The organism is Streptomyces sp. NPDC005070, from assembly GCF_053600395.1.
In genome coordinates, this window is the sequence record NZ_JBSFZS010000170.1 from 1 (window position 1) to 12,367 (window position 12,367).

Consider the following 12,367-nt stretch of genomic DNA (forward strand, 5'->3'; position numbering starts at 1 on the left):
CTGAGCATGCGGCCGTTCCGGTGGGAGAAGCTGCGCGATGCACTCTTCGAGATCGCGGGCGAGGAACTGCCCATAGAGCTCGAAGACGAAGACCACGCCCCGATTCCCGGGGGCCACAAGGTCGCCACGGTGCGCGTCCGGGTGGGACAGAGCGCGTTCCGAAGCCGCCTCCTGCGCGAACAGGGCGAGCAGTGCGCGATGACCGGAGCGGCCCCCGAAGCCGTCCTGGAAGCAGCCCACCTCTACAGCTACGCCGAGTCCGGCGAACACCACGACTACGGCGGCCTGCTGCTCCGGCGTGACATCCACCGCCTGTTCGACCTCGGCCAGATCGCGGTGAATCCCGCATCCGGCCTGATCGACATAGACCCTGGCCTCCGCGGATTCCCGCTCTATGGCCAGTTGCACGGCCAAGGCCTGGCCGTGCCGCTGAGGCCGGAGCACCGCATCTGGCTGGAGGCTCACTGGCTCAGCAAACGCACGCCAGCCAGCAGGGCTAGCTGTAGAAGCGGTTCCGTTTGATCACAGCCCGCCGGATGTTGACCGTGGTCCCACCCTTGGGACCGCTCGCACTGAAGACCTGTACGGCGATCCAGCCGCCGAAGATGACGGCGGCGAGGGTGATCAGTTGGGTGATGAGCGCGGTCAGTGCGGCGATGAACGTGGTGAGCAGCAGCAGACCGCCGCACACCGCGAGCAATCCGACGCCTCCCAGCGCGACGTTCACCGCCGCGCGGGAGACGGGCGGCTTGGCCGCGAGGGGTTCGGGCTGGACGGGGTTGATGGCGTATCCGGTGACGACCCGTCCGTCAGGCAGGACCACGCTCGCCACGGTCGGGACGCTGCCCGGCTCGACGGGTGCGAGCGGTGTCGGCGTCGCGACGACGGGCTCCATCGGCAGGGGTTGGTGGACTTCCACGGTGGTTGCGGGGTGGCTGTGGGTGGGGTGTTCGGGGTACATACGGAATCCCTTCCGGTGCTCGGGCAGGGAGGTGGAGCCACCCCCTTGCGGGTGGCCTGTGGAGGGGGTTTCAGGGGTTGGCCTGCGGGGCCTCCCTGATTCCCTGGAGCGGTGTTTTCGCTGATCACAGCGGGGGATGTGGTCCGGGGAGGGGGTTGGGGGAGTGTCCCCGCCTCCCCGGTGCGGGAGGGTGCGCTTCCCTGCTATTCGGAGGCGGAACCGTCGCCGTCGCGGTTGGCGATGGCCCGGAGGACGTGATCACGGTGGACGACCATGCGCCCGTTGGACTTCTTCGGCTCCTCGCCCTCGGCCTCCAGGACCCGCTTGAGGTCACTGAACGTCCAGCCGTCGTAGGCGTCCTCGTCCAGTGCGGCGAGCCGCTTGAGGATGTCGAGGGTGAGCAGACGCTGCGCGTCGCCCAGGACGCCGAGGATGTCGGCGAGCGGGTCCCGGTCCTCCCCGCGCTCGATCACGGTGAGGGTGGTGACCCCGTCGCGCAGGGCCTTGGCACGCTCGATGATGGCGACGGCCGCGTCGTCGTCCACGTAGTGCGTGCGCACGGTGATGGACGACTGGCCCTTGGGGACGTCGATGCCGGACGACGCGACCACGAGCGTTCCCTGATCCAGCCCGGGACGCAGCAGGTTCGGCGCGGCCCCGCCGTCGACTGCCTTGTCCCCCAGCGCCATGCGGGCCTGCTGCTCGGTGCCCAGGGCGAGGGATGCGCGGGTGTGGGCGCCCTCGCGGACCAGCTTGGGCAGGTTCTGATCGGTCGGGTCCTGGGTGCCCTGCCACATCAGCACGTTGACCGCACGGCCCTGGTTGTGGATTTTGCGGACGGCCATGAAGTACCGGGACGTGGCCTTGGAACCGCCGTAGAAACGGCCGTCTTCGTCCTTGACGGGGCACATGAACGCGACCTGCGCCTCGTCGACCAGCACGATCAGCGCGGGGAACTTCGTTCCGGGCAGGGCCATCATGCGGCGGTTCATCTCGGCAACGGCGCCTTCGACCATCTCGGTCACCTGGATCACGTGCTCATCCGTCGGGCCCTCGATCAGCGTCGTGGCCAGGCCGTTGAACATCCGCCAGTCGCCCAGACCCTTGAGGTCACCGAGAAGGAATTGGACTGACTTGTCCAGGGCGAGCCACAGGGCCAGGGAGCGCAGGGCGACGGTCTTGCCCTGGTTCGACAGGCCCGTGATCAACAGATGCCGCTGATAAAGGGACAGGGCCGCCCCATCCCCGCGCAGGTCCTGCCCCCAGGGGGCACGGCCCTTGGCGTAGTCCGCGGTCAGCGTCTCGTCGGTGACCAGCGGAGACGGGCCGATCGGCTCGTCCAGCGCCCCCGAGTCGGCCACCCAGAGCCGGACGGTGCGGGCGGCCTGCGGGATGGTGATGAACACCTCGTGTTCATGACGGGTCAGGTTCTCCGCAAGCTTCCGGCGCCGGTTCTGCACCTCGATCGTGGACACCCCCGAGGGGAGGGTGACGTCGACTTCCACACCGCATCCGGCGATCCGGATCGGACCGAGCATCGACGCGCCCGCGTCCCCCATCTCCTTGATCGCGTTACGCAGGACGGGCACCCCGAGGTCGCGCAGGGCCTTGACCACGATCGAGGGCGTGATCGGCTCGCCCTCGCTCGATCGGACGTTGTCGGGCAGCGCCCACGCGGGTGCGGCCTGCTGCTTGCTGCCCACGGCCCATAAGGCGAGCAGGGCAAGGAACGGGCCGATGGCGAGGGCGGGACCCCACACGACCTGGACGATGGTGATGAGCAGGTTGATGAATTCGATCGTGGCCATCAGCGGGGTGACGACCTGTGTGACGTCCTTCGTCGCGATGGCCATCACGATGCCGAGGGCGACCAGCGACCCGACCCCCATGCCGGCGGTGACGGCTACGCCCTTGGCCGCGTCGAGCGGGGTGTGGAGCAGGTCCATGCGGCGGCGGTGGCGGGCCTCGCGGAAGTGCTGCCCGCGCTCCTCCCAATCTGTGGCTATCTCGTGGTTTCCGGCGGCTTCGGCGGCGCGGAACATCCGCTCGTACCTTGAGGCGGTTCGGCCGTCCCACGTCCGCTTCGCCGCGATGCGGGCGCCGCCGGCGACGTAGAGGGTGTGCCGGGCGATGGCGCGGGCGGTCGTCCTGGTCGTCTCGTGCGTGACCACGGTGCGGACGGCGCGGCCGGAGCGCACCCACGGCGGCACGGGTGCGGCGGGAGCCGGGTCGGGGACCACGGTCAACGTGGTCACGTTGTCCGACTCGGGAGCCGGTTCGGTACTCTTGTGCAGGTGAACGACGTTCTCACTCATGGTTGGAGACACTCCTGACTGCCCCGTGTCCGGGGTGAGGATGAAAGGGGGAAATCAGCGCGGAGCCGTGCAGGGCGAGCGGCGGCGCGGATGCGCGTCACCACCAGCGGGACTTCTTCGGCTCGATGTGGGGATGGCCGTTGACCATGTGGTCAACGCACTGCGGGCAGTCCTCGCGGGGGCGGAGGTTGCGGTGTGCACGCGGGTCGTGGGCGTGCTGCCAGCACTGCGGGCACTCACCGGGAGGCGTGTTCAAAGCGGTCATGGTCACCACCACCCGGAGGACTTCTTGGCGGCCTTGGCGCGGGTGGCTTCCGTCACGAGCCGCTGACGCTCGACCTGCAACGCGGTCATCTCCGCGATCAGCCGGGTCTCGGCTGAGGTGGACACCGACTCGATCCGGCTGTCGGCGCGGCCGGTGCTCTTGCCGCGCATGACCCGGTAGGAGCCGCCGGCGAGCGCAACCAGTATCGCGCGCCGCTCCGAGCCGGTCAGGGGCCACAGTTCGCCGCGTCGGACGGCTTCGAGCTTGCGGTTCGTCTCGCGGATCGCGCGGTCCAGGCGGCGGGTGTCGGGCTTGCCCATGGCTAGTCGGTCCTTCCGGCGTTGGGGGCGAGGATGAGGTGGATGTCGGCGAGCCGGCCGGTCACGCCCTGGGACCCGAGCCACGCCGCGACTTCGCGGGTGACGCGCTCCCAGCAGAAGGAGGCGGGGGCGGTGATGGTGCCGTGGGCGAACGCGCGGCCCTCGCCGGGCACGGCCACCCAGGCGTGCCACGCGTAGTCGATCGTGCTCGTCACAGCAGAACCTCAAAGTGTCGTTGGAGAGTTCAGGCGGTGCGCTGGTCTTCGGTGTGGGCGCAGAGCACGCACATGCCGAGGGAGCGGGGCATGCAGTAGCTGTAGGTGATCTGGCACGTTGGACAGGTACGGCGAGCGAGCATCGCGAGGGCGAGCGCGCCCCACTTCCGCGACGTCATCGGCCGCATCGGCTTCGCCAGGTCGAGCCGGTAGAGGTAGGTGATCCTCGGCGTTCCGGTGCGGCGGTTCATCTGCATGCACTGCGCCGCTATCTCCTGACCCCCTGGACGCAGCCCCTGGGCCCGTAACTGGCGGCGGGTGGCGTACCCGTCGGGGGCTAGGCGCCACGGGTAGGTGGGCACCCCGTAGCGGGTCCCGGTCGGATCGAAGCACTCACCCCACGCGGCGGACATCACGCGACCCGCTTCCACGCCGCGCGTAGGCGGACCTCGGACGCGGAGTGGCCGGCCGCCCGGAACCGGGTCGCCATCTCGCGGTACGACAGGGCCGGGACTTCGCTGTTGCGGATCTCGTCGACCAGCGCGTCTAGCTCAGGGTCGGTGAGCGCGGGCGCCAGAGAGAACGCAGGCACGGGCTCGGTGGGTCCCCAGACGGGCAGTTGCCACCGGGGCGTGACGTCGGGTGTGACGCGGAGCGTCACGCTGCTCAGCGCCCGTCCGGTGTCCTCGCCCTCCCGTGCCGCTTCCAGCGTCGACCACGCCCGGGAGAGGGTCTGTGCTGTCTTGGCCTGGACGCGGGCGACGCGGGCCCCGGCCTGCGTCACGGCCGTCAACCGGGTCTCCTCGGTCGTTGCTTCGGCCCGCAGGCGGGCGCGGGCCACGGCCGCTTCATCGCGTGCTTCCTGCTGAATGCCGCGGATCGCCCCGAGGGCGTTCGGGGTGAGCGCGGTGGCCTCCCAAAACCCATGCACCAACCACAGAGCCTTTGCCGCAATGGGGAGCCAGGCCACGGCGAGCCAGGCGCCGGTGGACTCTTCGGCGGTGAGTGCATGGGCCACCAGGACGCCAGCCGCGACCAGGCCGAAGGACCAACCGAAGGTGGTCACGGCCCGGTTGTGGTCGCCCTGGGCCGCGAGGCGCCGCTCGTAGGCGAGGGTGGCCAGCCATCCGCCGTCGATCCCGAGACCGACGACCAGGGCGACCGGCCACGGCATCGCCGCACCGAGCCACATCATGACCACGGCCAGGGTGAGCACCATGGACACCGCCGTCATCGCGACGGCGGGCAGCGCGGTCTTGGCCTTCACGCCGCACCACCCGCCGCGTCCGCAGCCGTGCGGTTGGTCAGCTTGGCCCGTTCGATGAGCACCCGGGCCAGCGCCCGGCGCACTCGGCGGGTGTCGACGTCGTTCGGACCGTGGTCCATGGCGATGATCTGCGCGTCGATAAGGTCGACGTCCGCGAGGATCACGGGCATCTCCCGCTCGATCGCGTCCAGTTCCGCGCCTGTCGGCTCCATGAAGTCGGCGAACGCGGTAACAGCTTCCTGAACAGTGACGATGGGGTTCATTGGGTCGTGTTCCTCTCACAGGCGGAACGGCCCGACAGCGGCCCCGGTGTTCGAGCACCGGGGCCGCGCGCCGTTGTGGATGGGCTGGTTCAGCGGCCGTTCACGGCCGCGTGCGGATGAGGACGGGCGGGCGAACGGGCAGCGGCGGCTTCGTCCGCTCGTGCTCGGTGTAGGCCATCAACGACCACCCCGCGCACGAACGCTGTCCTGGCTGCGCTTGTTCACCTCAGCGGCCTTCCGAGCCAGCTCGGCCTGCTCCGCGTCTGTCAGACTCGGGACCACAGGTGCCTCCAACTCAGGTGCCTGTATGCGGTCCCTGGGGTGCCACCCGGGGACCGCTCTTGTGTGTTGGGGCCGACGGATTCCGGCTCCCCACGCTCCAGTCCGTACGACCAGCACACGACGCGCTGACCGGACGGGCGGGAGAGGCAGCCGGCCGCAGCTGAGGAGCTGCGAGCCAGGAAGCGGACCCGGATAGTTCAAGCGCTGGCCGCAGGTCCGTTCGGCGGCGCCTGTCGATGTCGTCGGTCCATGACCGACCTCCCACAGATCGCAGGGACACGGCTTCGCCGGTCCGCCCTTGCGGGGCGCGTCCGGTCCCGAGCCGGTGATCGGGCGCGTCATCGTCACTGCTCTGACGCCAGCAGGGCGGCGCACACCAGGTGGCAGACCCAAGGGCTGACCTCCCGTGAGGAAGGGATGATCCCGAGGACTGTTATCCAGAGCCGATGCGCGGAGAAGTGGCCGCCGGCGGCCATCACCCGGGCCGTTGCGGGGGCAGGGATTCGTACCCCGCCAAATCGTCACGCTGTTGAGTTCTCAACCAACGGACACTGCCTTTGAACCCGTTTCACGAGGCTCTCCGGGTGTTCACTCATGCAGTACCTGTTTTACAGGTACTGCACTAGGTTCCGTCAAGTGCATCGACGGAGCCTCTGGGCTTTGCGCCAGGGACTTTCTGGCGCCCCATCAGCATCGGTGCAGCTCAAGGGCGTTGGTGACCTCATGCATGGACAGCTCGGGTAGATCTGGCTACCGTCAAGAGCTCCCTAGAAGTCCCATCGGGAGTGCAGATGTCCAATGAGCGCTTACGGTCCGCTCTTCTGGCGCGAGGCATGAGCGTCCAGGACTTGGCGGAAGTGATCGAGGTCAATCCGAAGACTGTCGAGCGCTGGATCACCCAGGGGAAAGTGCCTTATCGGCGCCACCAGTACGCGACAGCCTCAGCGCTCAAGGTCGACGTGACCACGCTGTGGGACGACAGTCGCACCGTCGACAGCGCGATGGACCTGAGCAAGGCTGAGATCGTCGCGGTCTACCCGCATCAGCATACGGTGCCCGCTGGACTCTGGCGCGAGATCTACACGCGGGCGGAGAACCATCTGGACGTGCTCGTCTACTCCGGACTGTTCCTGTCTGAAGATCCCCTGTTTCACGACATCCTGAAGGCGAAGGTGGCTGGGACCACGCAGGTGCGAATCCTGCTGGGGGACCCCGGCAGTGACGCGGTCCGGCAACGCGGCATAGACGAAGGGCACCGGATCATGGACGGCAAGATCCGCAATGCCCTACTGAACTACCGCCCACTCTTCGAGAGCCACCCAGACATTGGCTTCCGGCTGCACGATTCGACGCTCTACAACTCCATCTACCGGTCCGATGACGAGATGCTCGTGAACCCGCACGTCTACGGCATCGGCGCCTACCTGGCACCGGTCCTCCACCTGCGTCGCATGCCGGGCGGCGGCCTGTTCGACACGTACGCGAATAGCATCGAACAGACTTGGGGTGGCGCCCGCCCCATCACGGACCACGACATCACGGGAGCTTGAACATGGGACGCGTTGACTACCTGCACGACCCCGACGCCCCGCCGGCCAATTCGGTCGTGCCCTCGGTCGTGGCGTTCGTCCAGAACGATGCGGGGGAGGTACTGATGATCCAGCGATCCGACAACGGCCGTTGGGCGCTGCCTGGTGGCGGCCACGATGTGGGGGAATCCATCAGTGACACCGTCGTGCGCGAGGTCTGGGAAGAGACGGGCATCAAGGCGGAAGTCCTCGACATCTCGGGGATCTACACCGACCCCGGGCACGTGATGCGATACGACGACGGCGAGGTCCGCCAACAGTTCAGCATCTGCTTCCGGGCGCGACTGGTCGGCGGCGAGGTGCGTACGAGTAACGAGACGACACAGGTCCGCTGGGTTGCCCCCGCGGACCTGTCGACGCTGGACGTGCACCCCACCATGCGGCTCCGGATCGAGCACGCGATGGACGGTACGAGGACGACTCCCTACATCGGCTGAGGTTTGGCGGCTGCGACCCGTTCGAGGACGCGGGCCGTGCTTGCGAGGATCTCGGGTTCGGCGCGGCGGATGAAGGTACCGATCAAACTGTCCGGTCCGTAACGTCCGGTGATTTCGTTGATCCGGTCCACGGAATTCGTCGGTGTGCCGTCCGGCGTGGTGTTCATGTCGCAGTAGCAGAGAGCGTCATTGAGGTGCGCGCTCTCGCGGGGAAACTCGCCCTCCAACTCCTCGCGCAGGCCGCGTGCTTCGGCCTCCATCCACGCGCAGGAGTGGTGTGCGACCAGGTACACGACCCGCTCGTCGGCGTTCGCGACGTCGCGCAAGTAGCGGGCGCCATCGAGCGGGTGGAACCCGGTCTTGGCAAGGTCGGGCGCGTAGCCGATGTCGTGAAGGACGGCCGCGGCCTCCAGGAGTTCGGCGTCTTCCCCAAGGATGAGCGCGATTGTGCGTGCTCGCTCAGCAACGCCCAAGCAGTGCTGCCACCGCCGGGGCAGCACGTCAGCGAGCAGTGATTCCGCGAGGGGATAGGCCCACTCCGTCAGCTCCGACAAGCTACGAACGCTCCTCTCGAATCGGCACGGCGCGGACCGTCCGCACCTTGCCCTGCCCCCCACCCGCCAACACGCCGGCGGCCTCCAACTTGTCGAGAGCCTTCGTCGCCGTGGGACGCGAAACCCCGAACCTCGTAGCCAGTGCAGAGGCGCTCGGGAAGGCTGCCCCGACCTCAAGACCCTCATCCGCGATGATGTCGCGGATCTGGTCTTCCAGCGGTCGTCGGGAGGATCGCTGCCCTTCGCGGATCACTCGCCAACGCCCCCCAGGAACCGGTTCGGCGACTCCGTCCCCCTGAAGGACGCCGAAGGCACGCAGCACGACTCCGCGCGAGACGTCGTAGTCGCGCATCAGGTCTGCGGCTGACGGGAGCTCCGTCAGCTCCAGGTCGTCCACGATCTGGGCCTTCATCGCGTCCGCGACCTTGAGGAAGGTTCCCCGAGGACTGGCATGCTCCGACACTCGCTCTCCCTCCCTGACGCATCTGTCCGTCGTCAGGCTCAAGCTTCCCACGCTGGGGGTACTCAGCCGTTGGGGCGGGCCGGAGAAGGCTGAGAGGACCATCCGTAACCAAATGGCGACCACGGCTCGACCACTGAATTCAGGTAGTGGGTCACCAGCGGTTTGGGAACTTACCATTGAATAGAAGGTTTAGCGCTGAGAATGCGTCCGCGTGCTTCTCGTTCTTGTAAGCCTCAAGGGCACGTCGAGCACGCTTCGCCGCGCTGTCCACCTTGCTAAGAGATATCCTCTTAGAGTAGTCCGAGCTGCACGGATTGATTCGGCTCGAGACCCTTTTGGGGTCGTTCATGGCGGCGAGGCCATGAGACTGCAATTCCTCGAAAAAGTAGCACAGGTCGTACACCCAGACGACACTGGATTGCCGAGATATGTATTCGGCGGCCCGCATCTCAAGATAGAATGATGATACGGGAACGTCGTTGAAATATTTCCACCCTTTCAAGAGGCGGGCCATATGTTTGGCGGAGCTTGCGATGCCAGGCCTGGTGTTGACCTCAGTCACGTACTTGTTGTGGGCGTCTGGGGCGGAAACAATCCAGTCGCCACCTGGTGCCGGGATCCAGTAGGAAAAGCCTCCGTCCGCCGACCTGATATAGGCAGGGGTGACCTCGACATCTCCGTTCCAGAACTTGCAAACAACGGCAGGTCTGGAGACTCGTACTGAAGTCAGAGGATATCGAGCGGACAGTGCAGATTTTACTCGTGCTAGTGCGGTGTCGGGCGACGGGCGACTACCTTTCAGGCTAACCATAAAGTCCGAATCGCTGTGATTCCGTACCCCGGTGCCATGTCTCAGCGATCCGGTCTCAAAGAGGCGATAAGTACCAAGTCTGGAATCCAAGCAAGACTCAATTTCCTGACGATGTTTACTCGCGGCCGCGAACTGTGTCGATGTGGGAGTGAGATTGGAGATCAGTTCAGAGAACGCCTGACTTACGGCCTTGGCCATACGGATTGCCTCTCGGGTCTTTCACGACTTGCCCTAGGCTAGGCCTGCGGCGGTGACTTCTTGCACGAAATCTTCGACAGACATTTCCATGGTTTCCTGGCTCCGCTTCTTGCGCCTATCGTAAAACCAGTCAGGAATTGGCGCGTTACTTTGCCTGCTCATCAAAATGCAGTCTTGGAGCTGACGGCAGTCACTATCGCTCGGTATCTCACCTTGCTCTATGGCGCGACGCCATATGGCAACAGCCTTACCTTCAGCCTTTTGCTTTGCCTGCAAGCTATCCATGTTGGCTCGCCAAATATCCACTGCTTCCTTCGCTGAAGGTAGTAGGGGAAGGTAGAATCCGACGATGGCGCCCGCAAGTGAAGTATTTAGCAACAGAGAAAGTGCCGTCGTGCAGCAGGTGACGGTAAGCACGAAACCGGCGATCGTTGCCGCCCAGGCACGATGGGCGGAAATGGACCAGCCCAGGTTGGTGCGCTGACATATTAGCACTGCGAGTGGGCGCGGAACGGATTGAGTGTCCGCATACCAGTCTCGAAGATCATTTTGAGTGTATCTCAGTGCTGCCTCATTTACGACGGCACCAGATGGCCGCTCCGCAAGAACATCGTTCCACGACAGTCGGAACACTGTAACGTCAAAAAGCTCTTGCGTAGATGAGGCTTCCCGCATCTTCCGCTTCTCCCTGGTTGAACCCAGAAGGCTAACCCCGAATCCGATGAAAGCCGACCCGGCACCTATGTATAGCCGGGCGTCAGGAAAGGTCGATGCGGCAAAAATACTGAGAATGCTTGAGGTGAATACGAGGGATATTCTCAGATTGTATATATTCTTCGCGTCGGAATAAAGCCGCCTCTGGGCCTCCAAGAGTTTTATGCAAGCTGTAGAGTTCTGTACCTCAAAGATATGTGCCACAACACCTTGCCTTGAATGTCCTGGTCTGACCCCCTGTCAAGGCCTGATGGTAGCCCAGTAGTTCGAGCGCCGAGGGCTAGAACCTTGAACTCATAGACCACGGCCACCGCAGTACCGACGACGACCAGTGACAGGCCAGCTGCTGGCGCTGGCGGTGGACGTCCGGCTCGCAGGCCCGATGGGACTGGGTCCCATCCAAGGGGGCGCCTGGCAGGGTGAGGCTCCTCTCGTCATGCAGGCGCAGTTGACGCAGCAGACGTGCCGCAGCGACGGCTCTCCGCGGTCGAGGTGTGCCGGCGGGGTGACCTGCATATCCACGTTCTCGATCGCGACCGCCCTTGCGAGTTGGTAGTTCGGTAGTTGACGGTGTATCCGTGCGCGATGAACTAGTTAACTGCCGGGTGCAACGCAGGCGGATTCGTTGATTGCTGTTTTCGCCACGACTTGCGCATGGACTTTCTTTGGGTAAATTATTTCAGAGCTGAGCGCATTGGCGAATTGTCCTTGCCTGAGATGCCAATACAAGGGTCCCTCGCCGGGTTGGTCGTCGTTCTCGGTTTTCTTCCCGTTCAAGGTGCGAACGTGTATGGGCCAGTCAGCGCCGAAGAAATCGTCGTTAGCACCTCCAGACCAAACGTACCCCAGAGGGTCGACGAGTACGGGCTCTAATGCCCGGAAATCTTTCACTCCCGACGCCGTGACGCGGACCTTCGTGCACTTCGGCGCCATGATTTCTAAGTAGGCATCGGTAGGGGCGTCGGGCGAAGAAAATTCTGCATGTCCGAAGATTTTTACGTGCACGGGTGCGTTGCTATAGTTTTTGACTTCTTCAGAGAGGCCGCGCATCCCCCCCTTTGCCGGACCTGCTGAATTAACGTCTACGAGAATGTGGCGCGCGAAAATCGCCTTTGCGTCCTCTTCGGCGCGTTCGTGAGTTCGGACTCCGAGTTCGAAGTTCGCGCCAGAGACGGCCAGGGCTGCGATCGCAATGATCGTTGCGGTGATCGTTGGGAAGGTCCACCCATACCATTGCCAAGCCTCACGCTGCTGACGTGGTCCATTACGGCTGTCAGGGCCTGATGTTCCGGGAGCAACCATATTTTCTGAGACGGCGTGATGTGTCATTTGGTTGCAGAACGGCCGGGTCCTGCCTACTTGCCCACATGGAACGCGGTGGCCGCAGGGTCATCTCGGCCCCAGGCTCGTGAGCCGGCCTCGTTCACTGCGACCCCTTCACTAGCCCGTCAACACGGTCGGCCTCACGGAACACTGAGCGTTTTCAGCGTTGCTTCTCCAGGGTGAGGACGCCTTTGGCGACTGACGTCACGCGGTTGGGGCTGATTCGGGACCCTTCGAAGATTCCCCAGGACTTCAGCAGTGCCATGCCGCGTTCGACTGCTGCCCGGGATGCGGTCAGTGCCCGGTTGATCGTGCGCTGTGTCGGGGACAACTGGCGACGGCAACACAGTGCTCAGCGTCACCGACGCCGACCAGTTGGCCGGCACAGAT

16 protein-coding genes and 1 pseudogene are annotated in these 12,367 nt (G+C 65.1%); 3 read left to right on the top strand and 14 right to left on the bottom strand.

The window, feature by feature from the left end; translation table 11 throughout:
* Positions 1-522, top strand: a 522-nt coding sequence (locus ACWEBX_RS33840) for an HNH endonuclease (RefSeq protein WP_451888592.1), incomplete at its 5' end; no start/stop codon positions are given.
* Here the strand turns inward: ACWEBX_RS33840 and ACWEBX_RS33845 are convergent.
* From ACWEBX_RS33845 to ACWEBX_RS33880, 8 genes are all read right to left on the bottom strand, one after another.
* The gene (locus ACWEBX_RS33845) at positions 497-961 is read right to left on the bottom strand and encodes a hypothetical protein (RefSeq protein WP_451888593.1); all 465 of its coding nucleotides are present in this window, start codon (positions 959-961) and stop codon (positions 497-499) included. The two genes, ACWEBX_RS33840 and ACWEBX_RS33845, sit on opposite strands and share 26 nt — an antisense overlap.
* A gap of 203 nt (positions 962-1,164) precedes the next feature.
* Entirely contained in the window at positions 1,165-3,276 is a 2,112-nt protein-coding gene (locus ACWEBX_RS33850) for an FtsK/SpoIIIE domain-containing protein (protein WP_451888594.1), read from the bottom strand.
* Between the two features lie 97 nt (positions 3,277-3,373).
* A complete protein-coding gene (locus ACWEBX_RS33855; protein ID WP_451888595.1) occupies positions 3,374-3,541 on the bottom strand; it encodes a pRL2-8 in 168 nt (55 codons plus the stop codon).
* 2 nt (positions 3,542-3,543) lie between these two features.
* Positions 3,544-3,861, bottom strand: a complete 318-nt coding sequence (locus ACWEBX_RS33860; protein ID WP_451888596.1) for a hypothetical protein — start codon at positions 3,859-3,861, stop codon at positions 3,544-3,546.
* A 2-nt stretch (positions 3,862-3,863) separates the two neighbouring features.
* Positions 3,864-4,076: a hypothetical protein gene (locus ACWEBX_RS33865; protein WP_451888597.1), complete on the bottom strand. Its 213-nt coding sequence runs from the start codon at positions 4,074-4,076 to the stop codon at positions 3,864-3,866.
* Between the two features lie 29 nt (positions 4,077-4,105).
* Complete coding sequence (locus ACWEBX_RS33870) at positions 4,106-4,489, bottom strand: RRQRL motif-containing zinc-binding protein (RefSeq protein WP_451888607.1); 384 nt, start codon at positions 4,487-4,489, stop codon at positions 4,106-4,108.
* Positions 4,489-5,343, bottom strand: coding sequence for a protein spdB (locus ACWEBX_RS33875; RefSeq protein WP_451888598.1), 855 nt, complete (start codon positions 5,341-5,343; stop codon positions 4,489-4,491). Before ACWEBX_RS33875 ends, ACWEBX_RS33870 begins: the two co-directional genes overlap by 1 nt.
* Positions 5,340-5,606, bottom strand: a complete 267-nt coding sequence (locus ACWEBX_RS33880) for a DUF6284 family protein (protein WP_451888599.1) — start codon at positions 5,604-5,606, stop codon at positions 5,340-5,342. The genes ACWEBX_RS33875 and ACWEBX_RS33880 overlap by 4 nt, the downstream gene beginning before the upstream one ends.
* Positions 5,607-6,721: 1,115 nt before the next feature.
* On the opposite strand from ACWEBX_RS33880, the gene ACWEBX_RS33885 reads away from it, so the two are divergent.
* Together ACWEBX_RS33885 and ACWEBX_RS33890 are read left to right on the top strand one after the other, a co-directional pair.
* Positions 6,722-7,438, top strand: coding sequence for an XRE family transcriptional regulator (locus ACWEBX_RS33885; protein WP_451888600.1), 717 nt, complete (start codon positions 6,722-6,724; stop codon positions 7,436-7,438).
* Positions 7,439-7,440: 2 nt separating this feature from the next.
* The gene (locus ACWEBX_RS33890; RefSeq protein WP_451888601.1) at positions 7,441-7,914 is read left to right on the top strand and encodes an NUDIX domain-containing protein; all 474 of its coding nucleotides are present in this window, start codon (positions 7,441-7,443) and stop codon (positions 7,912-7,914) included.
* Here ACWEBX_RS33890 and ACWEBX_RS33895 read toward each other — a convergent pair.
* The 6 genes and pseudogenes from ACWEBX_RS33895 to ACWEBX_RS33920 form a co-directional block, all read right to left on the bottom strand.
* Complete coding sequence (locus tag ACWEBX_RS33895) at positions 7,902-8,468, bottom strand: HD domain-containing protein (protein WP_451888602.1); 567 nt, start codon at positions 8,466-8,468, stop codon at positions 7,902-7,904. The genes ACWEBX_RS33890 and ACWEBX_RS33895 overlap by 13 nt on opposite strands.
* Position 8,469: 1 nt before the next feature.
* Complete coding sequence (locus ACWEBX_RS33900; protein ID WP_451888603.1) at positions 8,470-8,931, bottom strand: GntR family transcriptional regulator; 462 nt, start codon at positions 8,929-8,931, stop codon at positions 8,470-8,472.
* 151 nt (positions 8,932-9,082) lie between these two features.
* Complete coding sequence (locus ACWEBX_RS33905) at positions 9,083-9,940, bottom strand: SMODS domain-containing nucleotidyltransferase (RefSeq protein WP_451888604.1); 858 nt, start codon at positions 9,938-9,940, stop codon at positions 9,083-9,085.
* Between the two features lie 33 nt (positions 9,941-9,973).
* Positions 9,974-10,858 carry an S-4TM family putative pore-forming effector gene (locus ACWEBX_RS33910; protein ID WP_451888605.1) on the bottom strand — a complete coding sequence of 295 codons (885 nt, stop codon included), beginning with the start codon at positions 10,856-10,858 and terminating at the stop codon, positions 9,974-9,976.
* Positions 10,859-11,248: 390 nt separating this feature from the next.
* A complete protein-coding gene (locus ACWEBX_RS33915; protein ID WP_451888606.1) occupies positions 11,249-11,983 on the bottom strand; it encodes a hypothetical protein in 735 nt (244 codons plus the stop codon).
* Positions 11,984-12,137: 154 nt separating this feature from the next.
* Positions 12,138-12,311: pseudogene (locus ACWEBX_RS33920) on the bottom strand (transposase family protein); the annotation flags it as partial.
* Between the last annotated feature and the right edge of the window lie 56 nt (positions 12,312-12,367).